Source organism: Aromatoleum evansii (genome assembly GCF_012910805.1).
Lineage (GTDB): Bacteria > Pseudomonadota > Gammaproteobacteria > Burkholderiales > Rhodocyclaceae > Aromatoleum > Aromatoleum evansii.
Map to the genome: position 1 here is coordinate 1 of NZ_WTVK01000032.1, position 23,773 is coordinate 23,773.

Genomic DNA, 23,773 nt, shown 5'->3' on the forward strand with positions numbered 1-23,773 from the left:
GGTGCTGACTGGGCGGGTGCTGACTGGGCGGAGGCCGGGAAGGCCAGCGCGATGGCCAGTCCCAGACCGGAAGCGAACGAGGAGATGAGGCGATTCATGTACTTGGCCCAGAGGGGATTGCACGAACTTCAAACCGGCCATGCGGTCGTGTCTGACGTATGCTGTTGCCGCGGTGCGTCGGCAGTCGTCCGTTAGAAGGCCCGAATGCGGATGCGTTCGCCCGATGTTATGCAGTTTCTTCGTTGGCGGGCAAGCGCGGCGGCTGTATGGGCCGTTTCCCGCAGTTTGTCTCCAGTGATTTCGAGTGTCGTGAATGCCTGAATTGCCTGAAGTCGAAACGACCTGCCGCGGCATACGCCCGGCGATCGACGGCCGGATCATGACCGGCGTGCGCGTGCGCAACGGCCGGCTGCGCGTGCCCGTGCCGCCCGACCTGGGCGAGCGCGTCGCCGGCGCGCCGCTGCAGGGCGTGCGGCGGCGGGCGAAGTACCTGCTGCTCGATTTTCCCGCCGGCAGCGTGATCGTGCATCTGGGCATGTCGGGCAGCCTGCGGGTGGTCGATGCGGACCAGCCGCCGGGTGTGCACGATCACGTCGATCTGGTCTTCGGCGACCGGGCGCTGCGTCTGCGCGATCCGCGGCGCTTCGGGCTGGTCGTGTGGCAGCCGGGCGATGCGCTCGCGCACCCGCTGCTCGCGCGCCTCGGCGTCGAGCCGCTCGGGGAAGAGTTCTCCGGCCCGTGGCTGCACCGTGCATTCAAGGGCGTGCGGGCGCCGATCAAGCAGGCGCTGATGGACGGCCATCGTCTCGTCGGGGTCGGCAACATCTATGCGTCGGAGAGCCTGTTCCGCGCGGGCATCCATCCGCTGGCGCCGGCCGGAAGCGTCGGGCCGCGGCGTGTGGGGCGCCTCGCCGAGGCGGTGCGCGGGACGCTGCTGGCGGCGATCGCCGCCGGGGGCAGCACACTGCGGGACTTCGTCGGCGGCGACGGGAAGAAGGGCTACTTCCAGCAGGAGTACTTCGTTTACGGCCGCGAAGGGCTGCCGTGCCGTGTGTGCGGGACGAGCGTGCAGCGGGTGGTGTGCGGCCAGCGCTCGACCTTCTTCTGCCCGCGCTGCCAGCGCATGTGACCGGAATGGCGGCGACGACGCGTAGTCGGCCGCGGATGTCGTTCGTCGGCGCCGGTGCGCCGCCGGTCGAGCCCGTGCGCCCACGCATTGGATGGCGCCCGATTCGGCGCTATGCTCACAGGATCTGAAACCTGTGCGCGCCCTGCCTGCGGGACCGCGCGAGCGAGACCTTCATGACCCTCGTGGATCAATTTTCCGCTTACAGCCAGTGGCGTGCCGATGCGGCGGGGGCGGTCGCGCGCCTGCGCCAGTGGCTGTCGCGCAACGAGCTCGGCGACGTGCAGGGCGACCTGCGGCTGCAGTACGTGCTCGACCGCCTGCGCGACGACAAGCTCACGGTGGCCTTCGTGGCCGAGTTCTCGCGCGGAAAGTCCGAACTCATCAATGCGATCTTCTTTTCCGCTCACGGCGATCGCGTGCTGCCGTCGAGCGCCGGGCGCACGACGATGTGCCCGACCGAACTGCAGTGGACGCCGGGTGCGCGCGCCGAGATCCGCATGCTGCCGATCCGCACGCGCGCGACGCATGCGAGCGTGAGCGAACTCAAGCAGTTCCCGGAAGAGTGGATGGTGCTGCGGCTCGATGCGGGGTCGCTCACGGACCTGCAGCAGGCTTTTGCGCGCGTCGGCGAAACCGAGCGGGTGGCGACCGAACTTGCGTCGCGCCTGGGCTTCGACATCGACGAGAAGGGCGAGACGGGCCTCAAGCCGGGTGCCGACGGCATGGTCGAGATCCCGAGCTGGCGCCACGCGGTGATCCAGTTCCCGCATCCGCTGCTCGAGCAGGGGCTGGTCGTGCTCGACACGCCGGGCCTCAACGCGATCGGCGCGGAGCCGGAGCTGACCCTGTCGCTGCTGCCCAATGCCCACGCGGTGCTGTTCGTGCTGGCGGCCGATACCGGTGTCACGCAGAGCGACATGGCGGTGTGGCGCGAATACGTGCAGGGCGGGCAGAACCGGCGCAAGGGACGGCTCGTGGTGCTGAACAAGATCGACGGCCTGTGGGACGGGCTGCGCGATGAGGCGCAGATCGACGCGGAGATCGCGCGCCAGGTGAGCTCGGTCGCGGAGACGCTGGAGGTTCCCGAGACGACGGTGTTCCCGGTGTCGGCACAGAAGGGGCTGGTGGGACGGATTTCCGGCGATGCCGCGCTGGTCGAGCGCAGTCGTCTGGGCGAGCTGGAACGAGCGCTGGCCGAGGACCTGCTGCCGACCAAGCAGGTGATCGTGCGCGACAGCACGCTCGCGGAGGTCGACGACCTGGTGACGCAGACCGATAGGCTGCTCGGCGCGCGGCTCAGCGGCTTGCGCGAGCAGCTGCAGGAGCTGACCGACCTGCGCGGCAAGAACCAGAGCGTGATCGAGTACATGATGCGCAAGATCCGCAGCGAGAAGACGGAGTTCGAGCAGGGGCTGCAGAAGTATTACGCGGTGCGCAGCGTGTTCTCGACGCTGACAAACAACCTGCTGGGGCATCTGGGCATGGATGCGCTGCGCGACGAGACGCGGCGCACGCGCGAGGCGATGCTGGAATCGACCTTCACGAAGGGCCTGCGCCAGGCGATGGAGAGTTTCTTCTTTTCGCTGCGCGGCAACCTGGCGCGCTCGGCGGACGAGATCGCCGAGATCACGCGCATGCTCGACAGCATGTACAAGCGCTTCAGCGTCGAGCACGGGCTCAAGCTCGCGGCGCCCGAGGCCTTCTCGACGCTGCGCTACGAGCGCGAACTCGACCGGCTCGAGTCGGCCTTCAATCGCCAGATCAACTCCGCGCTGGCGCTGGTGACGACCGAGAAGCACACGCTGACGCAGAAGTTCTTCGAGACCGTGGCGGTCGAGGCGCGGCGGACCTTCGAGGTGGCGAACCGCGACGTCGAGCAGTGGCTGCGCGCGGTGATGTCGCCGCTGGAGACGCAGGTGCGCGAGTACCAGCTGCAGTTGAAGCGCCGCCTCGAGAGCGTCAAGCGCATCCATCAGGCGACCGATACGCTGGAGGAGCGCGTCGCGGAACTGGAGCAGGCCGAAGCGGCCATGCTCGCACAACTGGCGGAACTGAAGGAGATCGCCGGCGGTATCCACGCGGCGCTGGGGGCGGCGGCGCCGGTCGCGGCCGACGCCGCGATGATGCAGGGCCGCGCGGCCTGAGTGCCCCGGGGGCCGGGGACGCATGTCGCCCCGGGGGGGGGGCGTGAACGAAAAAGCGGACCGTTTCGGTCCGCTTTTTCGTGAATCCTCCGGCGCCGGCCGGGGAGTTCAGGCCTTGTTGCCGGTCAGGCGGACGAACTTCTCCATCAGCTGTTCCTTGGTCTCGACCACATCCGGGTTGAGCGGGATACAGTCGACCGGGCAGACCTGCTGGCACTGCGGCTCGTCGAAGTGGCCGACGCACTCGGTGCACTTGTTCGGATCGATCTCGTAGATCTCGTCACCCTGCGAGATCGCGCCATTGGGACATTCCGGCTCGCACACATCGCAGTTGATGCATTCGTCCGTAATCATCAGAGCCATCTTTCAATTCCTCGTATTCACTTCACTGAAACTTTCTGCAGCAGCCGCTGATAGACGGCCGGCTGCACGAACTTGCTGACATCGCCACCCAGGCGGGCGATTTCGCGAACCATCGTGGCCGAGATGAACATGTATTCCTCCGCCGGCGTCAAGAATACCGTTTCGACGTCGGGAAAGAGTTTCCGGTTCATTCCGGCCATCTGGAATTCGTACTCGAAGTCCGACACGGCCCGCAGGCCGCGCAGGATCAGGCGCGCGTTCTGGGCGCGCAGGAAATCCATGAGCAGGCCGTCGAAGCCGATGACGTCCACGTTGCCGAACGGCGCCACGACCTCGCGGGCGATCTCGACGCGTTCGGCGAGCGTGAAGATCGGCCCCTTGCCGCGGCTTTCGGCGACGGCGACGACCACCTTGTTGAACAGCAGCGACGCGCGCCGCACGAGATCCTCGTGCCCGCGCGTGAAGGGGTCGAAGGTCCCCGGATAGATCGCCACCCCTTCCCTCATTCCTGCCTCCCATGCAGAAGATGAAAATGCACCTGGCCGGCGCGGCCCGCCTTGACCGTGCTCAATCCTGCCAGTTCAGTCACTGCTGCTTCAGATTCGGCGTAAATCCAGCCGTCCGGCTTCAGCACCCGGCCGAGCCAGGGCTCCAGCCGCTCGAGCCAGCCCTGGTTGTAGGGCGGGTCGAGGAACACCACGTCGAACCTGTCGGAGGTGGTTTGCGCGAATTTTAGCGCATCGCCGCGAATGAGCTCCACCTGCGACGCTTGCAGGGTCATTGCGGCCTGGCGCAGTGCCGCGAAGGCGCGCGCGTCCGACTCCACGATCACGACACGCTCGGCCCCGCGCGAGGCCGCCTCGAAGCCGAGGATGCCCGAGCCGCCGAAGAGGTCGAGGCAGCTGAGGCCGTCCAGGTCCTGCCCCAGCCAGTTGAACAGCGTCTCGCGCACGCGGTCCGGTGTCGGGCGCAGGCCGGGGACGTGCGCGACTTCAAGGAGACGCGAGCGCCATGCGCCGCCGACGATGCGAACCCGACTCACTTGCCGTGGCCTGCCTTCTTCGCCGCAGGGGCTGCGCTGCCAGTGCCGTTGTCGCCGTCGCCGCCGGCGACCACCGTGACGAGGTGCTCCGCCTTGACGCGGCGGGCGAAGGCGTCGCGTACCGACTCCACGGTGACCGCCGCGACCTTCTTCGGGTAGGTCTCGAGCCAGTCGAGCGGCAACTGGTAGAAGGCGATCATGCCGACGTAGTCGAGGATCTTGCGGTTGGAGTCGAGGCGCAGGCCGAAGCCATTCACCATGTTGTCGCGCGCGGCCTTGAGCTCGGCGGGCGTCGGTCCCTTGGCGACGAAGTCGTCGAGGACGCCGTTGATGACCTTGAGTGCCTCCTCCGCCTGGCTGCCGCGGGTCTGCAGGCCGATCTCGAAGGGGCCGGCGACGCGCAGCGGCATGAAGTAGCTCGACACGCTGTAGGCGAAGCCGCGCTTCTCGCGCACTTCCCTGGTCAGGCGCGACACGAAGCCGCCGCCGCCGAGCACGTAGTTGCCGACGAGCAGCGGGAAGTAGTCCGGATCGTCGCGGCTCATGCCGGGCATGCCCATCAGGATGTGGGCCTGCGCCGAGGGGTGGGCGATGTGCTCGCTGCTGCGTGCGGGCAGTTGCGGTGCGGCGATCGGCGCGGGCGCGGTGCCGGCGGGGAGGTCCTCGGTGAGCTGGCGTGCGATGGCATCGGCCTCGTCGCGGCTGACGTCCCCGACGATGGTCACCGCGGCGCTGCCTGCGGTGTAGTGGGTGCGGTGGAAGGCCTGCAGCTGGTCGCGCGTGATGGCTTGCAGCGATTCCACGGTGACGGAGCGGCCGTAGGGGTGGCTGCCGTAGATCATCGCCATGAAGCGGCGCGACGCGAGGGTGTCGGGCTGGGTGAGCGATTCCTTGAGGCCGGCGATTGCGCGCGCGCGTTCGCGTTCGAGGATGTCGGCAGGGAAGGTCGGCTTTGCGAGCAGGCGGGCGGCGAGCGCGATCGCGGCATCGCGCTCGGCGGCGCTTGACAGCGTGCGCACCGACAGCGTCGCCATGTCGGTGTCGGCCCCGCCGCCGATGCGCGCGCCGGTGTCGGCGATGCGCTCGGCGATCTCCTGCTCGTTCAGCCCTTCGGTGCCGGCGTCGAGCAGGCTGCGGGTGAGGCTGGCGACGCCCGTGGCGCCGTCGGGTTCGTAGGCGCTGCCGGCGGGGAAGGAGATCTGGATGTCGATGAGGGGCAGCGCGTGGCTCTCGACGAAATACACGCGCGCGCCGGTTGCGGCGTTCCAGTGCTTGATGTCCGGGCCGGCGGCGGCGTTCGGGCTCGCGAGCGGGCCGAGCAGGGCGGCTAAGGCGAGCAGGGTGCGGAACGGACGGAAATTTGGACGGAAGAACGCGGTCATGGGCTTCGTCTGCATGTCAGTGCCTCGCTCCCGGGGCGGTCGCGCGCGGCTTCGCGTCGGCGGGCAGCGGCAGCGGGTCGAGGCGGGCGCGGGTGAGGGTGTTGTCGGTGAAGTACTTGCGGGCGACGGCCTGGACGTCCTCGGCGGTGACCTTGCGGATGCCTTCGAGGAGCTTGTCGTCGTCGCGCCAGGACAGGCCGGTGGCTTCGAGGAAACCGATCTCCATCGCCTGGCCCATCAGCGAGTCGCGCTTGTAGACCTGGCCGGCGACGGTCTGCGTCTTGACCCGGCGCAGTTCGTCCTCGGCGACGCCTTCCTTCTGGATGCGTTCGATCTCGGCGCGCAGCGCGGCCTCCACGTCTGCGACGGTCTTGCCGGCGGCGGGGGAGCCGTCCATGACGAAGAGCTGCGGGCCGCGCCCGGTGCCGTCGTAGCCGGCGCCGGCGGATACGGCGACCTGGTTCTCGCGCACCAGGCGGCGCGGCAGGCGGGCGCCGTCGTAGCCGTCGAGGATTGCGGCGAGTACTTTCAGCGCGTGCACGTCGCGGTCGTTCTCGGGGTCGCGCAGCGTCGGCGCGCGCCATGCGAGCGCGAGGTAGGGCAGCTCGGCGGGCGCCTTCACGACGGTCTCGCGCGGTCCGAGCTGCTCGGGCTCGGTGGTGATGCGTCGCGGCGGCAGCGGGCGCGCCTTGATCGCGCCGTAGTGCTTGCGCGCCATGTCGAACACGGACTTGTGATCGACGTCGCCGACCACCACCAGGCGCGCGTTGTTCGGCGTGTACCACGTCTTGTGCCACTTGCGCGCGTCTTCCGCGGTCATCGTGTCGAGGTCCGTCATCCAGCCGATGATCGGGCGCCCGTAGGGGTTGGCCTGGAACGCGGTCGCCATCAGCTGTTCGCTGACGAGCGAGCGCGGCTGGTCGTCCGTGCGCAGGCGGCGCTCTTCCTTCACGACGTCGAGCTCGGGCTTGAAGTTGGCGTCGGTGATCTTCAGGTTGCTCATGCGGTCGGCTTCGAGCTGCATCACGTCTGCGAGGCGCGCGGACGGAATCTGCTGGAAGTAGGCCGTGTAGTCGTGCGAGGTGAAGGCGTTGTCGCGGCCGCCGACCGCGGCGACGCGCTTGTTGAATTCGCCCGGACCGACCTTGTCGGTGCCCTTGAACATCATGTGCTCGAGCAGGTGGGCGATGCCGGAGACGCCGGCGGGCTCGTCCATCGCGCCGACGCCGTACCACACCATGTGGACGACGGACGGGGCGCGGCGGTCTTCCTTGACGATGATCTTCATGCCGTTCGCAAGCGTGGTCTCGTACGGATTGGCTTGCAGGGGGCCGGCCGCCACGGCGAATGCGGCGGCCACGAGTGCGGCGCGTGGAAAGGTCTGGCGAAACATGGACATGTCCTGCATCTGGTAGAATTTGCGGTTCACGTCGCCCGTGGTTCGGGCATCCGATTCGACGCGAAGCCGCATCTTAGCGTTATTGGCGGCTCGGCGTCCGCCGTCGTTAAAACCTCACAACAGACCCGAGTGAGCATGTTTGGTTTCCTGAAGAAGTCCCCGAAGCCCGAGCCGGTCGAGCAACCGCAGGCCGAGGTCGCGCCGTCCGCCACGCCGTCCGCGCCCGCATCGGTGCCTGCGCCGGTGGTCGAGCCCGCGCCCGAGCCGGTGGTCAAGCGTTCCTGGGCGGAGCGGCTGAAGGCGGGCCTGTCCCGCACGCGCCAGCAGATCGGCGGCGGCCTTGCGAGCCTGTTCGGGCTGCGCAAGATCGACGAGGATCTGCTCGAAGAGCTCGAGACGACGCTGCTGATGGCCGATTGCGGCGTCGAGGCGACGCAGCATCTGTTGGATGAGCTGCGCAAGCGCTGGAAGCGCGACAAGCTCGAGACTGCCGACCAGTTGCAGAAGGCGCTCGCCGACGAGCTGCTGGCGCTGCTGCAGCCGCTCGAGCAGCCGCTCGAGGTGACGGGGCATTCGCCCTACATCATCATGATTGCGGGTGTGAATGGCTCCGGGAAGACGACCTCGATCGGCAAGCTGGCGAAGTATTTCCAGTCGCAGGGCAAGAGTGTGCTGCTCGCGGCCGGCGACACCTTCCGCGCGGCGGCGCGCGAGCAGCTCATGACCTGGGGCGAGCGCAACAACGTGACGGTGATCGCGCAGGAGGGCGGCGATGCCGCGGCGGTGATCTTCGATGCGATCAACGCGGCGAAGGCGCGCGGCATCGACGTCGTGCTGGCGGACACCGCGGGGCGGCTGCCGACGCAGCTCCACCTGATGGAGGAGATCGCCAAGGTGCGTCGCGTGATCGCGAAGGCCGAGCCGACCGGGCCGCACGAGGTGCTGCTGGTGCTCGACGCGAACATCGGCCAGAACGCGCTGGCGCAGGTGAAGGCCTTCGATGCCGCGATCGGCGTTACCGGGCTGGTCGTCACCAAGCTCGACGGCACGGCCAAGGGCGGCGTGCTCGCGGCGATCGCACGCCAGTATCCGCGACCGCTGCGCTTCATCGGCGTCGGCGAGGGTATCGACGACCTGCAGCCGTTCAAGGTGCGCGAGTTCGTCGATGCGCTGTTCGAACCCGTCGCAGGAGCCGGCGGCGCGGCATGATCGTCTTCAACGAAGTCGTGAAGCAGTACCCCGGCGGCTATACGGCGCTGGCCGGGGTCAGTTTCGAGATCCGCCACGGCGAGCTGGCGGTGCTGTCGGGCCACTCGGGGGCGGGCAAGAGCACGCTGCTGAAGCTGATCGCTGCGATCGAGCGGCCGACTTCGGGCAGCGTGAGCATCAACGGACAGGACGTCTCGGCGCTGCGCCCGCGCGCGATTCCCTACCTGCGCCGCAATCTCGGCCTGGTGCTGCAGGAGCACCGCCTGCTGTACGACCGCAGCGTGTACGACAACGTGATGCTGCCGCTGGTCATCACCGGGCATCCGCCGCGCGATGCGGCCAAGCGCGTCGCGGCGGCGCTCGAGCGCGTCGGCTTGTCCGGGCGCGGGCGCGAGATGCCGGCGGGGCTGTCGGGCGGCGAGCAGCAGCGTGTCGCGATCGCGCGTGCGATCGTGAATCGCCCGTCCATCCTGATTGCCGACGAGCCGACCGCGCATCTCGACACGGCCTACGCGAACGAGATCGCAAGCCTGTTCAAGTCCTTCAATGCCGCGGGGGTCACGGTGCTGGTGTCGACGCACGACGAGCGCCTGTTCGCGCAGCACAGCCCGCGCCGGCTGGTGCTGCACAAGGGGCTGCTGCAGGGGGCGGGCGCATGATGAACTGGTTATATCTTCACGGGCGGGCCTTTGCGCAGGCGCTGCGGCGCCTCGCCTCGCAGCCGCTGGGCACGCTGCTGTCGGCGCTGGTGGTGGGCATCGCGCTGTCGCTGCCGGCGGCGGGCTACCTGCTGATCGACAACGTCGCGTCGCTGGCGCGCGGGGTGTCCGGCACGCCGGAGATCAGCGTGTTCATGAAGCAGGATGCGTCGGCCGAGGACATCGCGGCGGCCGAGAAGCGGCTGCGCGGCGATGTGCAGCTCGCGGGGTATCGGCATGTGACGAAGGACGAGGCCCTGCGCCAGCTCGAGAAGAGCGGGCTGGGCGACGTGCTCGGCGGGCTGACCGCGAATCCGCTGCCGGATGCCTTCATCGTGACGCCCCGCGGCGAGGATCCGGCCGTCTACGACAGCCTGCACGCGCGCTTCGCCGCCTGGCCGGGAGTGGCCCACGTGCAGCTCGATTCCGCGTGGGTGAAGCGCCTGCACGCGCTGCTGGGACTGGGCCGTTCGGCAGTGTTGCTGCTCGCGGGCCTGCTGGGCTTCGCGCTGGTGATCGTGACCTTCAACACGATCCGGCTGCAGATCCTCACGCAGCGCCACGAGATCGATGTGAGCCGCCTGCTGGGGGCGACCGACCCCTTCATCCGCCGCCCGTTCTACTGGTTCGGCAGCCTGCAGGGCCTGCTTGGCGGGTGCGTGGCGCTGGCGACCGTGTGGGCGACGGTGCAGGCGCTGGGCCGCCCCGTCGCGAGCTTGGCGGAGACCTACGGCGCGGTGTTCGCGCTGAGCGGGCCGGGGCCTCTGGAGAGCGCGGCGATCCTCGGTTTTGCGGTCTTGCTCGGCTGGCTCGGCAGCGCGATTTCGGTGCGTCGGCATCTGGCGGAAAGGCTGCGCTGAGACGACGGGCGGTCGTGTGGGAGCGGCTTCAGCCGCGAATCAACCGTTCACGCCCGACAAGCGTCGATTCGCGGCTGAAGCCGCTCCCACAGAGAAAGGCTTCCGGAGTGCGCGTGCGATGACCCGCCCCGCATTGCGCGGTCCCCGCTATAATCTCCGCCCCCAATGTTGGGGGTAAATCTTTCTTCGGAATCGGACTCGCACATGAATGCGCCGGAACTGCGTTCGCCCATCGTCGGCAATCGCGTCGAGCTGAACATCTTCACGACGTTGACCTGCAACCTGAAGTGCTCGTACTGCTCCATCGCGGTCGGCGATGTCGTCGGTTCGCAGGGCAAGGCGCAGTATTCGCTCGACACGTTGGATGCCTTCGTCGCAACGCATCTCGCGGACAAGGAGATCTACGTCACCTTCTACGGCGGCGAGCCGACGCTGAACATCCCCTTCATCGTCGGCCTGATGGAGCGCCACCCGACCTGGCGCTACCAGCTGCAGACCAACGGCACGTTGCTGCACCGCCTGCCCGACGCGGTGCTGGCGAAGCTCTCCAACGTGCTGGTGTCGGTGGATGGCGCGGAGCACACGACCGACCATTACCGTGGGCGAGGGGTGTATCGCAAGGTCACGTCCAACATCGAGAAGATCCGACCCAAGCTCGGCGGCAAGCTCACCGCGCGCGTGACCTGGGGGCACGAGGACATCAGCTTCGAGGAACTCGACAGCCTGCTGCCGACCTTCGATTACGTTTACTGGCAGTTCGCCCAGGCGCACGGCTTTTATCGTCCCGAACACATGCGCCGCAAGAAGGAGGCGCTGGTGCAGCTGATCGACAAGTTCTTCGCCGTCGACGGCCTGTATCCGTTCATCCCGTTGATGGGCACGGTGCGCAACAAGGTGCTGCCGTCGCGGGCGCGTGAGGCGTGCAGCGGGCACACGCAGTGCCGTTCGTCTACGCACATCCTCAACATCCTGCCGGACGGGCGCATCTTCCCGTGCCCGGACCTGACGCATCTTCCCGAGTTGCAGAGCGGCGACCTGAACGCCAACTGGCTGAAGCCGAGCCCACTGCAGCCGGCGCCCGAGATGCCGTGCGAGGGCTGCGAGGCGTTGTCCTTCTGCCGCCGCAACTGCATGAAGAATCTGTACGTCGGGTATGTGCAGGACGATGTGCCCTACCGCGAGCGGGTGGTGGAGCCGATCTGCGAGCTGGTCAAGTTCATGGGCGCGGAGATCGACCGGCGCGACCCGCACGCGTGGTACGCGCGGGCGACGCTGCCGGTGCGGCGCGAGATCTCGGACTGCGAGATCTACGAGTATGTCGAGGTCATGCCCTGAGGATGCCTTGAGGCCTACATTGACGGGGTGTCGAGGACTTCGCGCACCATCTGCGCGAGGTCCTCGATCACGTAGGGCTTACTGATCATGCGGAACTCGCCGGGGATCGCCTCAAGTTCCAGCAGGGCATTGCCGGTGTAGCCCGAGGTGTAGAGCAGTCGCAGGTCCGGGCGCAGTCGCCGCGCGCGCCGGGCAATCTCGGGGCCGTTCATGCCGCCGGGCAGGACCACGTCGGTGAACAGCAGGTCGATGCCGGGGTCCTGGGCGAGGAGCGCGAGCGCCGTCCTGCCGTCGGCGGCCTGCAGGATGCGGTAGCCGAGCGCGCCGAGCACGCGGCATACGAGTTCGCGCACCTTGTCCTCGTCTTCAACCACGAGGATGGTCTCGTTGCCGGAGGCGTCGGGACGGGGGGCGGGCGCGTCGGCAGGCCGCGCGCCCGCTGGGCGGGCGATGACCGGCAGGAAGAGCTTCACCGTGGTGCCGGTGTCCGGCTCGCTGTAGATCTTCACGTGGCCGCCGGACTGTTTCACGAAGCCGTACACCATCGCGAGGCCGAGGCCGCTGCCCTTGCCGGTTTCCTTGGTCGTGAAGAAGGGGTCGAAGGCGCGCTGGACGACTTCCGGCGGCATGCCGCAGCCGGTGTCCGAGACGGCCAGCATCACGTAGGCGCCTGGTTTCACGTCGCCTTCGAGCGCCGCGTAGTGTTCGTCGAGACTCATGGCGCCGGTCTCGATCGTCAGCGAGCCGCCCTCGGGCATCGCGTCGCGTGAATTGACTGCGAGGTTGAGCAGCGCCGATTCGAGTTGGGTGACATCCGCGAGCGCGGCCGGCAGGTCCGTGGCGGCGTGGAACTTGATGTTGATGTGCTCGCCGAGACTGCGCTGCAGCAGGCTGGTCATGCCGGCGACGAGGTCGTTGAGGTCCAGCGGCACAGGGGCCAGGCGCTGCTTGCGCGAGAAGGCGAGCAGGCGCCGGTTGAGCTCGGCGCCGCGCCAGGATGCATCCATCGCGCCCTTGATGAGCTCGGCCGCCGCGGGGTCGTCCTGCACGCGGCGCGCGAGGAGCTGCAGGTTGCCCATCACCACCGTCAGCAGGTTGTTGAAATCGTGTGCGATGCCGCCGGTGAGCTGCCCGACGGCTTCCATCTTCTGTGCCTGATGGAGCGCGCGCTCGGCCGTGGCACGCTCCTCCATCTCCGACTGCAGGGCGCGATTGGCCTGCTCGAGTTCGGCGGTGCGTTCGCGCACACGCAGTTCGAGCTCGTCGCGTGCCTGGCGCAGCGCCTCCTGGGCGGCGCGGCGCTCGCTGATGTCGCGGATCGCGGCCGAGATCAGTACGTTGTCGCCGTTGCCGAGGGGGCTGAGGCTGATCTCGATCGGCACCTGCGAGCCGTCCTTGCGCTGCCCGGCGAGGTCCAGCCCGGTGCCCATCGGGCGCACGCTGGGTTGGCGGATATAGGCGTTGCGTTTGCCGACGTGGTTGCCACGCAATTGCTGCGGCACCAGCATCTCGATCGACTGGCCGACGAGCTCTTCGCGCGCGTAGCCGAAGAGCCGCTCGGTCTGGGCATTGACGAGGATGATGCGACCGTCGGCGTCCACGACGACGATGGCATCGGGGGCGGTCTCGATGAGCTGGCGGGCACGCTCCGCGGTCGCGCGGCTGCGCGCGAGCTCGGCTTCCAGGCGTGCGATCTCCTCTGCGTGCGAAGTGCCGGGTCCTTCCATCGTCTCCTCTCCGGGGTGTGGCGGGACGTGCGGGCGGTCCGTGTGCGGGAGCCAGCGCCGCCGTCCTGTTCTAATGGCGTGCCTGTTGTTGATCCGGTGCGGCGCCTATCGGTTCCCGTGGCCGCCGGGCGTGCCTGTTTCGGATATCGTAGTCCAGGCGCGCGGCGGACGGGGCGCGAACCCGAGCTGTTGTGCGATGTTTTACGCGTTTTCCGCTCGCGAGCGCGATCAGCTCGAAAGCCGGATCGCCAGCGCGGCCGAGATGAATACGAGGGCGGCGAGGTTCCCCATGATGACGATCGAGGCGACCTTCTGCGGTTCCTGTCCGTAGCGTTCGGCGAACATGAAATTGAGGACGGCCGGAGGCAGGGCGCCGAACAGCAGGAGCACGTCCGTCTCCGCGGAGGACAGGCCGAAGCCGAGGCAGAACAGCCAGGCGATCAGCATGCCGGTGAGCGGCGTCGCGACGGCGCCGACGAGGCCGATGCGCCATTCGGCGAAGGGCGCGGTGTTCAGGCGCACGCCGAGCGAGAAGAGCATGAGCCCGGTCGATACGTCGGCGATCACCTTGACCCCGGACATGAGCGGCGGCCACAGCGCGAAGCCCGACAGGCTCACCAGGATGCCCGCCATGCCGGCGGCGAAGACGGGTTCGCGGAACAGCTTCCACAGCTTCACGTTGTGCCCGAGCCACCAGGTCGAGATCGTGAAGTGCAGGACGTTCTCGATCAGGAAGAGGATCACGGCGGCCGGCAGGGCGCGCTCGCCAAAGGCCAGCAACAGGAGCGGCAGGCCCATGTTGCCGGCGTTCTTGAACATCATCGGCGGCAGCAGCGTCTTGGGCGAATAGCCCATCAGCCGCGCGATCGGCCAGCCGAGCAGGCCCGAGCCGAGTACGATCACCGCGCCGCCGAGGGCGATCATCTTCACCTCGGCGAACTCGAAGGACCGTCCGGCCAGCGCCAGGAACACCAGCGCCGGCACGAACACCTCCATGTTGACCTGGTTGGTCGCGATCATGTCGGGCCGGTGGCGGCGGCCGTAGAGATAGCCGACGACGATGACGGCGAAGATCGGGAAGACGATGCTGACGATCTGGATGAGCATGGGCGTTTCCCGCTTCGCCTTGTGCGCGCCGAAGGCGGAAGCGGTGGGTGTCAGGTCAGGCCGTTCAGGCGGTGGTAGCTGCGGATGACCTGGCTGTCGTCGGCCCGGCCTTCGCCACGTCCGGACGTGGCGAGGAACATCTGGTGTGCGACTGCCGCGATGGGCAGCGCGGCCTTGGCCTCGCGTCCGGCCTCCAGGACGATGCCCATATCCTTGACGAAGATGTCGACGGCGCTGCTGACGTCCGGCTCGGCCTGCAGCATGCGCGGCCCGCGGTCCTTGAGCATCCAGCTCGAGGCGGCGGAGCCGGCCATGATCTCCAGCAGCACGTTCAGGTTGACGCCGACCTTCGCCGCGAGCGAAAAGGCTTCGGCGACGACCGCGATATGCACTCCGCACAGGAGCTGGTTCACCGTCTTCACCGTGGCGCCTTGGCCGGGCTTCTCTCCGACGTGGAAGATGCGCTGGCCGATGGCGGCGAAGACCGGCTGAACCGCATCGAAGCTCGTGCGTTCGCAGGCGGCCATGATGGTCAGCGAACCCGCGCTCGCGCCGGCCGTGCCGCCCGAGACCGGCGCGTCGATGAAGCGGCGGCCCGTGGCTGTGACGCGCTCGGCGAGGCTAGCGACCACGCCCGGCGGACAGGTCGCCATCAGGCACACGATACCGCCCTCAGGCAGGGCCTGCAGTGCGCCGTCGGCAAAGAGCACCTGCTCGGCCTGGGCGGCGTTGATGACCATCAGTATCAGCACGTCGGCGCCGTGGGCCGCAGCGGCCGCGCCGGGTGTGCGCTCGCCGCCGGCCGCCGACAGCGCGTCGAGCGCCCCGGGATTGATGTCGATGCCGCGGACGCGGTAGCCGCGGGCGAGGAGATTGCGCGCCATGGGCATGCCCATCGCGCCGAGGCCGGCGAATGCGATCGTCGTCATGGTTGTCCTTCGGGCAAGGGACCCCGCGCGCGGCGGGGTCCCGATGGGGTCAGTAGAGGGTGAAGGCGGGCACGTAGGAGATGAGCACCAGCACCGTCACCGCCACCAGGTAGAAGGGCCACAGCTCGCGGACGATCTTGCCGACGGGCTCGCGCGAGATCGCAGCCGAGATGAACAGCGTCGTGCCCACGGGCGGCGTGAAGAGGCCGATGCTCAGATTGACCGCCATCATGATGCCGAGCTGGACGAGATCGAGGCCGATCGCGTTGCCGATCGCGACGAAGGTCGGGCCGAGCAGCAGGATCGCGGCGGGCAGGTCGAGGAACATGCCGACCACCAGCATGATCAGGTTCAGCATCAGGATGATCATGACCGGCGACTGGAGCACGCTCACGGTCCATTCGGCCACTGCCGTCGGCACGGACTCGACGGTGAGCACGTAGCCGACGAGGTTCGACGCCGCGATCACCAGCATCACGACGCCGGTCGTCAGCGCGGTATGCACGAGCGCATCGTAGAGCCTGCGCAGGGTCAGGTCGCGATACACGAGTGCGCTGACGAGCAGGCCATACGAGACCGCGATCACACTGACCTCGGTCGGGGTCGCGATGCCGGCGCGCAGCAGCACGACGATGAAGGCCGGCATCGCGAGCGCCGGAGCCGCGGCGACCGTGGCGCGCAGGATGTCGCGCAGCGTGATTTGCTCGGTGAGCCGCTTGAAGCCGCGCAGCCGTCCCGAGAGATAGCAGGTCAGCATGAAGCCGCTGCATAGCAGCAGGCCCGGCAGGATGCCGGCGAGGAACAGCGCGGCGATCGACTCGTTGGACACCGCGGCGAACAGGATCAGCGGGATCGACGGCGGGATCAGGCCGGCGATCACCGACGACGAGGCGGTGGCCGCGGCGGCGAACGCGCCGGGATAGCCTTCGCGCTTCTGCCACGGGATCAGCATCGAGCCGAGCGCGGACGCTTCGGCGACCGCGGAACCGGACACGCCGCCAAACACCGTCGAACCGACCACCGTGACTTGCCCGAGACCGCCGTGGAAGCGGCCGACGAGCGAGGTGGCGAAGTGGATCAGCCGCTTGCCGAGCGTGCCGCCCATCATCAGGTTTCCGGACAGCATGAAGAACGGGATCGCCAGTAGCGGGAAGCTCTGCGTCGGCTGGAAGATCTTCACGACCGCGGCGACGCTCGGCATTTCGCCGACGGTGATCGCCGCGAGGCCGGAGCTGATCACCAGTGCGTAGCCGACGGGGAGGGCCAGGGCGAGCAGCGCCCCGAACACCAGAATCATCATGAGGGTCATACGTCCTCCTCGATGTTGTGTGCGCGCACGGCAAGCGGGTCGCTCGCCACCAGCAGATGCACGAAAGTCGTCAGCGCCGTGATCCCGAGGCCGACGAAGCCCGCGATCAGCGCGAGATACGCCCAGCGCGCAGAGATGCCGGTGACCGGAAACTCCTCGCTGCCGGTGATTTCGATGACGTCGAGACCGACCCAGGCGAGATAGAAGAAGGTCGCGGCGACCAGGACCTGCTGCCCGAGCAGCAGCACGCGGTTACCCTTGCGGCCCAGCAGGGTGTTGAGCGCGGTGACCGCGATGTGCTGGCCGCGCTGCGCCGCCAGCACGATGCCGCTCATGACCAGCCACGGGAACAGGATGTTGGGCATTTCGGTCGGCCAGCCCATGCCCTGGTTGGTGAGGTAGCGGACGATCACCTCGGCCATCAGCGAGACGAACATCGCGACGAGCGAGCCGACGGCGATCGCGACGCTCGCCGCCACGATCGCGCTGTCCACCCACTTCACCACCGGAGCTGCGAAACCGGCTGGCTCCACAACGTGGGGAGAGGAGTGAGCGGCAGTCATTGCTTGCCCGCCTCGGCAACGATCAGCTTGACGAGGTCGGGGTACTGTTGCGCCCACTTGTCATAGACCGGCTTGGTCTTCGCGGCAAAAGCCGCCTGATCGACGTCGTTGATCTTCACGCCGGCGTCGGCGAGTTTCTTGCGCAGATCGGCGTCGGCCGCGAGCGACATCTGGCGGTTCAGCGTGCCGGCTTCGACCGCGGCCTCCTTCACGGCCTGCTGGTCCGCCTTCGAGAGGCCGTCCCACACCATCTTGCTCGCCAGCAGCGGCGTGGTCTCGTACTTGTGGCCGGTGAGCGAGATGTACTTCTGGACCTCATGCAGCTTGGACGAGTAGATGTTCATCAGCGGGTTCTCCTGGCCGTCGAACACGCCTTGCTGGAGCGCGATGTAGAGCTCGGAGAAGGCGAGCGGGCCGGGGTTCGCGCCCAGCGACTTGAAGATGTCGAGGGTGATCGGGTCCGGCGGCGTGCGCACCTTGATGCCGGCGAGGTCCTCCGGTTTCACGATCGGCCGCTTGTTGTTGCTGGTGTGGCGGATGCCGTTGTCCCACAGCGCGAGCACGACGAGTCCTTTCTTGCGGGCAAACTCATCGAGCTTCGCGCCGACCGGGCCGTCGACGACGCGGTAGGCGTGATTGAGGTCGCGGAACAGGAAGGGCAGGCCGATGACCGAGAATTCCTGGACGACGCCCGAGGTCGCGCCCTGCGAATTCGCGCTGAAGGCGAGCGTGCCCAGGCGCATGTTGGTCAGCGACTCCGTGTCGTCGCCGAACTGTGCGCTGCCGCCGACTTCCACCTTGACGCGCCCGCCGGTCTTCTGCGCGACGAGTTCGGCGAATTTCTTGGACGCCTCGGCCTTCGGGTTGCCGGGCGCGGCGTTGTGCGACAGGCGCAGCACTTGTTGCGCCCAGACGGGTGTCGTGGCCAGTGCGAGGCCTGCTGCGAGCGCGATCAAAGTCTTTTTCATGAGGGTCTCCTGCCTTCCGATGTCCCCTCGCGGCGGGTCTTTGCGAGCCCGCGCGAAAGGGTGGGTTCGATAGTTTTAGATTGCCGCGTCAGCCGTGGATCAGCATGCCGCCATTGACGTCGATCACCGCGCCGGTGATGTAGCCGGACAGCTCGGACGCGAGGAACAGGTAGGCTCCGGCGATCTCGTCGGCCTTGCCCAGCCGGTTGAGTGGAATCGTCGCCGCGATCTCGGCCTTCTTCGCATCGTCGAGCTTGCCGCTCGTGATGTCGGTGTCGATCAGGCCGGGGGTCACGCAGTTGAAGCGGATGTTGTCCGGACCGAATTCGCGCGCCATCGCCTTCGCGAGGCCCAGCACGCCGGCCTTGGCCGCCGAGTAGTGCGGGCCGCCGAGAATACCGCCGCCGCGCTGCGCCGACACTGACGACATGCTGACAACCGAGCCGCCGCCCTGCTTCTTCATCTGCGGGATCACGGCCTGCGACAGGTACAGCACGCCGCGCAGATTGACGTCGAGGATGCGATCCCAGCTCGCCGGGTCGATTTCCAGCGTCTTCACCGGCTGCGTGATGCCCGCATTGTTGATCAGGATGTCGATGCGGCCGAAGTCGGCGATGGCGCGACCGGCTGCGATCTGGCAGGCGTCGCGGTCGGCGACGTTGCAGGCGTAACCGCGGTGTTCCGGTCCGATGGAAGCGGCGGCGTCGGCGGCGGCCTTCTCGTCCAGATCCAGGATGGCGACCTTGGCGCCGTGCCTGGCGAACATGCGCGCCGTGGCGAGGCCGATGCCGCGCGGGGATGCCGCGCCGGAGATCATCGCGACCTTGCCTTCGAGTAGAAGCGAATTGCTCATCATTGTTCCTTGGGGTCGGGGCCGGCTCAGCCGAGCCAGTTCTTGATGGTCGAAGCCATCACGTTGGTCGAGATGCCGTAGCGGTCGTGCAGCGTCGGCAGCGCGCCGGCGTCGAGGAAGGCATCGGGCAGTGCGATCTGGCGGAACGGCGGCGTGACGCCGGCGGTCAGCAAGGCTGTCGCGATCGCCTCGCCCAGGCCGCCGATCGTCGTGTGGTTCTCGGCGACGACGACGAGGCGGCCCGAACGGCCCGCTTCGCGCAGGATCGTCGAGGTGTCGAGCGGCTTGATCGTCGGCACGTGCAGCACGGCCACGTCGACCCGATCCGCTTCCAGCGCCTTGGCCACTTCCAGCGCCCGCATCGTCATGATCCCGGACGAGATCACGAGCACATCGCGGCCGTCGCGCACGAGCTTGGCCTTGCCGAGTTCGAACTTGTAGTCGTACTCGTCGAGCACCAGCGGCACCTGGCCGCGCAGGAGGCGCATGTACACCGGACCCTTGTGTTCGGCCACCGCCGGCACCATCTGCTCGATGTCGAGCGCGTCGCACGGGTCGATGATCGTCATGCCCGGCATCGCGCGCATCAGCGCGAGGTCCTCGGCCGCCTGGTGGCTAGGGCCGTAGCCGGTCGTGAGGCCCGGCAGCGCGCAGGCGATCTTCACGTTGAGGTCGTCCTCGGCGATCGTCTGGTGCATGAAGTCGTAGGCCCGGCGCGTCGCGAACACCGCGTAGGTGGTCACGAAGGGCATCGCACCTTCATGCGCGAAGCCGGCCGCGGCGCCCATCAGCAACTGCTCGGCCATGCCCATCTGGTAGAAACGCTCGGGGTAGGCCTGCGCGAAGATGTGCAGGTCGGTGTATTTCGCCAGGTCGGCCGTCATGCCGACCACTTCGGGACGCTCGGCGGCGAGCTTCACGAGCGCGTGGCCGAAGGGCGCGGCGACGGTGCGCTGGCCTTCGCCGGCGATCGACGCGATCATCGCCGAGGTCTTGAGTTTGGGTTTTGCTGCGGTTGCAGTGCTCATGCTTGGTTCCTCCCGGCTTCCAGCGCTTCCAGGGCCAGTTGCCATTCGTGCGCATCGACGCGGATGAAGTGGTTCTTTTCCCGCGCTTCCAGGAAGGGCACGCCGCAGCCCATCAGGGTGTCGGCGATGATCATGCGCGGCTGGGGCAGGGGGTGGTTGCGCGCGGCGTCGAAGGCGGCGATCACGGCGTCGAGGTCGTTGCCGTCGATGCGCTGCGTGAACCAGCCGAAGGCCTGCATCTTCTCGGTAAGCGGCTCGAAGGCCATCACCTGCGACGACGGGCCGTCGGCCTGCTGGTTATTGACGTCGACGATCGCGATCATGTTGTCGAGCTTGTGATGCGCGGCCGACATCAGGCCTTCCCAGATCGCGCCTTCGTCCAGTTCGCCGTCCGAGAACAGCGTATACACGAAGGCGTCCGAGCCCTTGCGCTTCAGGCCGAGCGCGCGGCCGACGGCGATCGTCAGGCCCTGGCCCAGCGATCCGCCCGACATCTCCATGCCCGGCGTGTAGCTCGCCATGCCCGACATCGGCAGGCGGCTGTCGTCGCTGCCGTAGGTTTCGAGCTCTTCCTGGGGGATGATGCCCGCCTCGATCAGCGCCGCGTACAGCGCGATCGCGTAGTGGCCGTTCGACAGCAGGAAGCGGTCGCGGCCTTCCCAGTCCGGATCCTCCGGGCGGTAACGCATCGAGTTGAAGTAGGCCACCGCCAGCACGTCGGCGATGTCGAGCGCCTGGGCGATGTAGCCCTGGCCTTGCACCTCACCCATCCGCAGCGCGTTGCGCCGGATGCAGTAGGCGTGTTCGGCGACTCGGGCGCGATTGGCTGCCACGCTGATATCCACGCAAATCTCCTTTGTAGGTCCCGCCGTCCGACGACGTCGGGAGGGGGTTCTTTCTCTGTCGTGAGAGGGGTCTCTCCACCTTCGCTCGGGCCGTCCGCGGTCCGTCCGGCGAGTGGAGAAATCGTATTCCCTTGCCAAATCGCGCTCAAACGAATAATCATGGCTGATAGGTGAACTGGATTCATGTGAGTGGTGCAATGCAAAATCGTGTCCCCCTCAAGGCCGTGCAAGCCTTCGAAGCCGCTGCGCGGCTGTCTTCTTTTGCGCTTGCAGCAGAAGAACTGTTCGTGACGCCCTCCGCGGTGAGCCACCAGATCAAGCTCCTGGAGGAGCAATTCGGGGTCCGTCTCTTCCACCGCGTGCACCGTGCGGTGGTCCTGACGGACGCCGGGCGGCGCTACGCGGAGGAGGTATCCGCAGCGTTCTCGCGCATCGACCTGGCCACCCGCGAGCTCGGGCGCACCGAAAAGAGCGACATCCTCACCGTGCATTCGACGCCCAGTTTCGCGACGCAGTGGCTGATGCCGCGGCTGGCGCGGTTCAGCGCGGCCCATCCCGACATCGACGTGCGCCTGAACTCGTCCTACCCGCCACCGCCGGACCTGCTCACGCAGGGCGTCGATATCGACATCCGCTGGGGCATGCGGCGACTGCAGCCGGCCGGCACCATGGTGCTGCTCTTTCCGCCCGAGACCATCGTGCCGCTGTGCACGCCCGAACTCGCGAACGGCCCCCACCCGCTGCGCACGCCCGAGGACCTGCAGCACCACACCCTGATCCACAGCGAGGTCTGCCTCGTGAGCTGGCGCGACTGGATGCGCCAGCATCGCAAGGTCAAGCTGGACATCTCCCGCGGCCTGCGCTTCGACCGCTCCTTCATGGCGATCAGCGCCGCGGTGGACGGCCTCGGCGTGTGCCTCGAAAGCCTGCTTCTCGTTCAGCGCGAGCTGGAGACCGGGCGCCTGGTCGCCCCCTTCGGCCTGGAGGGGCCCAAGGTCCAGAGCTACACCTTCAACCTGCTGAAATCGCGCGCCGAGCTGCCCAAGATCCGCAGCTTCCAGGACTGGATCTTCGGCGAACTGGAGAGGGTGGCGTGAAGTTGGGAGTCCCCGCTGGTAACCGCCTGCAAGCTGTCCTATTAATGAAGCTCGGACCGCCCGTATACGGGCGGAAGGTGCCCGCAGCCGGGGCACGGCAGCATTCACGGACGCGACGGCCGTGAATCGGTGCAGGAGCAGCGACCATGTTCGACAAGGAACGGTTCATCCACGACTGCACGCACGCTGTGGCGGAAGGCCCGGCGGCGGTGCGCGAGATCGTCGCGGAGGCCGTCTCGGACGGCCCCTCGATCATCGCCGCGCTCGGCGCGCCCGCACATGCCGGCATCAACGCGTTGCTCCGCTCGCCCGAACTCACGATCATCAATTTCGTGTGGGCCCCCTGCATGAGCCTGATGCCGCACAACCACTGGATGTTCTCGGTGGTCGGAATCTACGCGGGGCGCGAGGACAACGTGTTCTGGCGCCGGTCCCCGCAGGGCATCGAGGCGTTCGGCGCGACTTCGCTGGGGGAAGGGGATGTCACCGCGCTCGAGCGTGACGCGATCCATTCGGTGCTCAACCCGATCGGCAAGATGAGCTGCGCAATCCACGTATATGGCGGCGATTTCTTCGCCCCGCCGCAGCAGCGCAGCATGTGGGATCACGAAACGCTCGTCGAGGAGCCCTGGGAAGTGGAGAAGGTGAAAGCGCTGTTCGACCAGGCGGAATCCCGCTTCAACGCCTGGCACGCGTGACGCGAAGGCGGTCACGTGCAGCTCCGGGCGTGCGAGAATCGCGCCCCCGTCTGCACGAGATGCCGCAATGAGCCAGGTCCAGCACACCGTCACCCACCTCGTCGTCCACAAACTTCACCGCGCCGGCGAGAGCCCGGCGAGCGCCGAGCTGCGCGAGGGCGCGTGCCGTGTGGACGATGCCGCATTGCGCCTGGTCGAGCGCCTGTGCGGCCACTACGCGGACCGCAGCAGCAGGGGCTACGGGCGCTTCGCGGAGGAGGCGGAGTCGGACACGCCCCTGCCGCGTCTCGTGCGCGAGCACGTCGTGGACAAGAGCCTCGACTTCGCCGCGCTGTCGCATCGCATGATGGACGCGCTGCGCCTGTGCGCGGACGAGGAAGGCGCGGAGGTCACGGGCTACGTCGTGATCGCGCGCATCCTCGAAGGCTCGACCGACTGCCTGTGGATCGCCGTGGTCGGCGAGGCCGTCGGCAGCGCCGTCACCGGCGCGCTCGACATCGTCGACTGCCTGCATCTCGACTTCACGGCGCTGCCCGCAGTGGGGCGCATCGACCTCACCGGCTGGCAACGCGGCGACGAGCGCTACATCAGCTTCCTCAAGGGGCGCGGCGATGTCGCGCCCTGGTTCAAGCGCTTCCTCGGCTGTGGCGACGTCGTGATCGCGCTGAAGGAAACCAAGAAGCTCGTGCAGCGTCTCTCCGACTTCGCCGACACGCAGCGCCTCGAGGCGCCCGCGCGCGACGCGATGCTGGAACGCGCGCACGGCTACCTCGACGAGCTGGGCGAGGCCGGCTCGCCGCTCGCGCTCGATGAGATCGCGCGCAAGGTGTGGCCCGAGCAGCCGGAGCGCCTTGACGCGGCCCTCTCGTCCGGCGAGGCGCCGCTCGCCAGCGGCTTCGTCCCCGACCGCCGCGCAATCCGCCCGCTGGTGCGTTTCCGTGCCGCCGGAGAGCAGTGGAAGCTGGAATTCGACCGCGCGAGCCTGCATTCGGGCGCCGTGCACTACGACCGCGCGAGCGACACGCTGGTGCTGTCGGGCCTGCCCGAGTACCTCAAGAAGATGCTGCAGGAGGAATGAGGCGACAGCG

23 protein-coding genes are annotated in these 23,773 nt (G+C 67.8%); 9 read left to right on the forward strand and 14 right to left on the reverse strand.

The window, feature by feature from the left end; genetic code table 11:
• The first annotated feature begins 313 nt into the window (after window positions 1-313).
• Together mutM and GO615_RS16440 are read left to right on the forward strand one after the other, a co-directional pair.
• The gene (gene mutM, locus GO615_RS16435) at window positions 314-1,129 is read left to right on the forward strand and encodes a bifunctional DNA-formamidopyrimidine glycosylase/DNA-(apurinic or apyrimidinic site) lyase (protein ID WP_169129960.1); all 816 of its coding nucleotides are present in this window, start codon (window positions 314-316) and stop codon (window positions 1,127-1,129) included.
• A 173-nt stretch (window positions 1,130-1,302) separates the two neighbouring features.
• Window positions 1,303-3,273 carry a dynamin family protein gene (locus GO615_RS16440; RefSeq protein WP_169129962.1) on the forward strand — a complete coding sequence of 657 codons (1,971 nt, stop codon included), beginning with the start codon at window positions 1,303-1,305 and terminating at the stop codon, window positions 3,271-3,273.
• Between the two features lie 108 nt (window positions 3,274-3,381).
• Here the strand turns inward: GO615_RS16440 and GO615_RS16445 are convergent, their stop codons facing one another.
• From GO615_RS16445 to GO615_RS16465, 5 genes are read right to left on the reverse strand one after another with little or no spacing between them, the layout of a single operon-like run.
• The gene (locus tag GO615_RS16445) at window positions 3,382-3,636 is read right to left on the reverse strand and encodes a YfhL family 4Fe-4S dicluster ferredoxin (RefSeq protein WP_169129964.1); all 255 of its coding nucleotides are present in this window, start codon (window positions 3,634-3,636) and stop codon (window positions 3,382-3,384) included.
• Between the two features lie 17 nt (window positions 3,637-3,653).
• Window positions 3,654-4,142, reverse strand: a complete 489-nt coding sequence (coaD, locus tag GO615_RS16450) for a pantetheine-phosphate adenylyltransferase (RefSeq protein WP_169129966.1) — start codon at window positions 4,140-4,142, stop codon at window positions 3,654-3,656.
• Complete coding sequence (gene rsmD, locus GO615_RS16455) at window positions 4,139-4,678, reverse strand: 16S rRNA (guanine(966)-N(2))-methyltransferase RsmD (protein ID WP_169129968.1); 540 nt, start codon at window positions 4,676-4,678, stop codon at window positions 4,139-4,141. Before rsmD ends, coaD begins: the two co-directional genes overlap by 4 nt.
• Complete coding sequence (locus GO615_RS16460; RefSeq protein WP_211167181.1) at window positions 4,675-6,075, reverse strand: M16 family metallopeptidase; 1,401 nt, start codon at window positions 6,073-6,075, stop codon at window positions 4,675-4,677. Before GO615_RS16460 ends, rsmD begins: the two co-directional genes overlap by 4 nt.
• Window position 6,076: 1 nt before the next feature.
• Window positions 6,077-7,453 (reverse strand): M16 family metallopeptidase, encoded by a 1,377-nt coding sequence (locus GO615_RS16465; protein WP_169129970.1) that lies wholly within the window; start codon window positions 7,451-7,453, stop codon window positions 6,077-6,079.
• A 141-nt stretch (window positions 7,454-7,594) separates the two neighbouring features.
• Between GO615_RS16465 and ftsY the strand changes: the two genes are divergently transcribed.
• The 4 genes from ftsY (at window position 7,595) to GO615_RS16485 (ending at window position 11,561) form a co-directional block, all read left to right on the forward strand.
• Entirely contained in the window at window positions 7,595-8,668 is a 1,074-nt protein-coding gene (ftsY, locus tag GO615_RS16470; protein WP_169129972.1) for a signal recognition particle-docking protein FtsY, read from the forward strand.
• Window positions 8,665-9,327, forward strand: a complete 663-nt coding sequence (locus tag GO615_RS16475; protein WP_169129974.1) for a cell division ATP-binding protein FtsE — start codon at window positions 8,665-8,667, stop codon at window positions 9,325-9,327. The genes ftsY and GO615_RS16475 overlap by 4 nt, the downstream gene beginning before the upstream one ends.
• Window positions 9,324-10,226, forward strand: a complete 903-nt coding sequence (gene ftsX / locus GO615_RS16480) for a permease-like cell division protein FtsX (protein WP_169129976.1) — start codon at window positions 9,324-9,326, stop codon at window positions 10,224-10,226. The genes GO615_RS16475 and ftsX overlap by 4 nt, the downstream gene beginning before the upstream one ends.
• A gap of 204 nt (window positions 10,227-10,430) precedes the next feature.
• Window positions 10,431-11,561 (forward strand): radical SAM/SPASM domain-containing protein, encoded by a 1,131-nt coding sequence (locus GO615_RS16485; protein WP_169129978.1) that lies wholly within the window; start codon window positions 10,431-10,433, stop codon window positions 11,559-11,561.
• A 14-nt stretch (window positions 11,562-11,575) separates the two neighbouring features.
• Here the strand turns inward: GO615_RS16485 and GO615_RS16490 are convergent, their stop codons facing one another.
• The 9 genes from GO615_RS16490 to GO615_RS16530 form a co-directional block, all read right to left on the reverse strand.
• Entirely contained in the window at window positions 11,576-13,288 is a 1,713-nt protein-coding gene (locus GO615_RS16490; protein WP_169129980.1) for a PAS domain S-box protein, read from the reverse strand.
• Window positions 13,289-13,516: 228 nt separating this feature from the next.
• Entirely contained in the window at window positions 13,517-14,395 is an 879-nt protein-coding gene (locus GO615_RS16495; RefSeq protein WP_169129982.1) for an AEC family transporter, read from the reverse strand.
• 50 nt (window positions 14,396-14,445) lie between these two features.
• Complete coding sequence (locus GO615_RS16500) at window positions 14,446-15,324, reverse strand: NAD(P)-dependent oxidoreductase (protein ID WP_169129984.1); 879 nt, start codon at window positions 15,322-15,324, stop codon at window positions 14,446-14,448.
• Between the two features lie 49 nt (window positions 15,325-15,373).
• Window positions 15,374-16,633: a TRAP transporter large permease gene (locus tag GO615_RS16505; RefSeq protein WP_169129986.1), complete on the reverse strand. Its 1,260-nt coding sequence runs from the start codon at window positions 16,631-16,633 to the stop codon at window positions 15,374-15,376.
• Window positions 16,630-17,196 carry a TRAP transporter small permease gene (locus tag GO615_RS16510; RefSeq protein WP_211167182.1) on the reverse strand — a complete coding sequence of 189 codons (567 nt, stop codon included), beginning with the start codon at window positions 17,194-17,196 and terminating at the stop codon, window positions 16,630-16,632. The genes GO615_RS16505 and GO615_RS16510 overlap by 4 nt, the downstream gene beginning before the upstream one ends.
• A complete protein-coding gene (locus tag GO615_RS16515; RefSeq protein ID WP_169129988.1) occupies window positions 17,193-18,164 on the reverse strand; it encodes a TRAP transporter substrate-binding protein in 972 nt (323 codons plus the stop codon). The genes GO615_RS16510 and GO615_RS16515 overlap by 4 nt, the downstream gene beginning before the upstream one ends.
• 88 nt (window positions 18,165-18,252) lie before the next feature.
• Window positions 18,253-19,017, reverse strand: coding sequence for an SDR family NAD(P)-dependent oxidoreductase (locus GO615_RS16520; RefSeq protein ID WP_169129990.1), 765 nt, complete (start codon window positions 19,015-19,017; stop codon window positions 18,253-18,255).
• A 26-nt stretch (window positions 19,018-19,043) separates the two neighbouring features.
• The gene (locus GO615_RS16525; RefSeq protein ID WP_169129992.1) at window positions 19,044-20,045 is read right to left on the reverse strand and encodes a transketolase family protein; all 1,002 of its coding nucleotides are present in this window, start codon (window positions 20,043-20,045) and stop codon (window positions 19,044-19,046) included.
• Window positions 20,042-20,890, reverse strand: coding sequence for a thiamine pyrophosphate-binding protein (locus GO615_RS16530; RefSeq protein WP_169129994.1), 849 nt, complete (start codon window positions 20,888-20,890; stop codon window positions 20,042-20,044). The genes GO615_RS16525 and GO615_RS16530 overlap by 4 nt, the downstream gene beginning before the upstream one ends.
• 197 nt (window positions 20,891-21,087) lie before the next feature.
• Here GO615_RS16530 and gcvA point away from each other — a divergent pair, with 197 nt between their 5' ends.
• The 3 genes from gcvA to GO615_RS16545 all read left to right on the forward strand — a co-directional run bounded on the left by gcvA (window position 21,088) and on the right by GO615_RS16545 (window position 23,763).
• Window positions 21,088-21,987 carry a transcriptional regulator GcvA gene (gene gcvA, locus GO615_RS16535; RefSeq protein ID WP_211167183.1) on the forward strand — a complete coding sequence of 300 codons (900 nt, stop codon included), beginning with the start codon at window positions 21,088-21,090 and terminating at the stop codon, window positions 21,985-21,987.
• A 146-nt stretch (window positions 21,988-22,133) separates the two neighbouring features.
• Window positions 22,134-22,685 carry a hypothetical protein gene (locus GO615_RS16540; protein WP_169129996.1) on the forward strand — a complete coding sequence of 184 codons (552 nt, stop codon included), beginning with the start codon at window positions 22,134-22,136 and terminating at the stop codon, window positions 22,683-22,685.
• A gap of 67 nt (window positions 22,686-22,752) precedes the next feature.
• On the forward strand, window positions 22,753-23,763 hold the full coding sequence (locus GO615_RS16545) for a nucleoid-associated protein (protein WP_169129998.1): 1,011 nt from the start codon (window positions 22,753-22,755) through the stop codon (window positions 23,761-23,763).
• Window positions 23,764-23,773: the final 10 nt, after the last annotated feature.

Coding starts and splice junctions, on each gene's coding strand:
- mutM (WP_169129960.1), top strand. CDS start 314: ATGCCTGAATTGCCTGAAGTCGAAACGACCTGCCGCGGCATACGCCCG.
- GO615_RS16440 (WP_169129962.1), top strand. CDS start 1,303: ATGACCCTCGTGGATCAATTTTCCGCTTACAGCCAGTGGCGTGCCGAT.
- GO615_RS16445 (WP_169129964.1), bottom strand. CDS start 3,636: ATGGCTCTGATGATTACGGACGAATGCATCAACTGCGATGTGTGCGAG.
- coaD (WP_169129966.1), bottom strand. CDS start 4,142: ATGAGGGAAGGGGTGGCGATCTATCCGGGGACCTTCGACCCCTTCACG.
- GO615_RS16460 (WP_211167181.1), bottom strand. CDS start 6,075: ATGCAGACGAAGCCCATGACCGCGTTCTTCCGTCCAAATTTCCGTCCG.
- GO615_RS16465 (WP_169129970.1), bottom strand. CDS start 7,453: ATGTTTCGCCAGACCTTTCCACGCGCCGCACTCGTGGCCGCCGCATTC.
- ftsY (WP_169129972.1), top strand. CDS start 7,595: ATGTTTGGTTTCCTGAAGAAGTCCCCGAAGCCCGAGCCGGTCGAGCAA.
- GO615_RS16475 (WP_169129974.1), top strand. CDS start 8,665: ATGATCGTCTTCAACGAAGTCGTGAAGCAGTACCCCGGCGGCTATACG.
- ftsX (WP_169129976.1), top strand. CDS start 9,324: ATGATGAACTGGTTATATCTTCACGGGCGGGCCTTTGCGCAGGCGCTG.
- GO615_RS16485 (WP_169129978.1), top strand. CDS start 10,431: ATGAATGCGCCGGAACTGCGTTCGCCCATCGTCGGCAATCGCGTCGAG.
- GO615_RS16490 (WP_169129980.1), bottom strand. CDS start 13,288: ATGGAAGGACCCGGCACTTCGCACGCAGAGGAGATCGCACGCCTGGAA.
- GO615_RS16495 (WP_169129982.1), bottom strand. CDS start 14,395: ATGCTCATCCAGATCGTCAGCATCGTCTTCCCGATCTTCGCCGTCATC.
- GO615_RS16500 (WP_169129984.1), bottom strand. CDS start 15,324: ATGACGACGATCGCATTCGCCGGCCTCGGCGCGATGGGCATGCCCATG.
- GO615_RS16505 (WP_169129986.1), bottom strand. CDS start 16,633: ATGACCCTCATGATGATTCTGGTGTTCGGGGCGCTGCTCGCCCTGGCC.
- GO615_RS16510 (WP_211167182.1), bottom strand. CDS start 17,196: ATGACTGCCGCTCACTCCTCTCCCCACGTTGTGGAGCCAGCCGGTTTC.
- GO615_RS16515 (WP_169129988.1), bottom strand. CDS start 18,164: ATGAAAAAGACTTTGATCGCGCTCGCAGCAGGCCTCGCACTGGCCACG.
- GO615_RS16520 (WP_169129990.1), bottom strand. CDS start 19,017: ATGAGCAATTCGCTTCTACTCGAAGGCAAGGTCGCGATGATCTCCGGC.
- GO615_RS16525 (WP_169129992.1), bottom strand. CDS start 20,045: ATGAGCACTGCAACCGCAGCAAAACCCAAACTCAAGACCTCGGCGATG.
- gcvA (WP_211167183.1), top strand. CDS start 21,088: ATGCAAAATCGTGTCCCCCTCAAGGCCGTGCAAGCCTTCGAAGCCGCT.
- GO615_RS16540 (WP_169129996.1), top strand. CDS start 22,134: ATGTTCGACAAGGAACGGTTCATCCACGACTGCACGCACGCTGTGGCG.
- GO615_RS16545 (WP_169129998.1), top strand. CDS start 22,753: ATGAGCCAGGTCCAGCACACCGTCACCCACCTCGTCGTCCACAAACTT.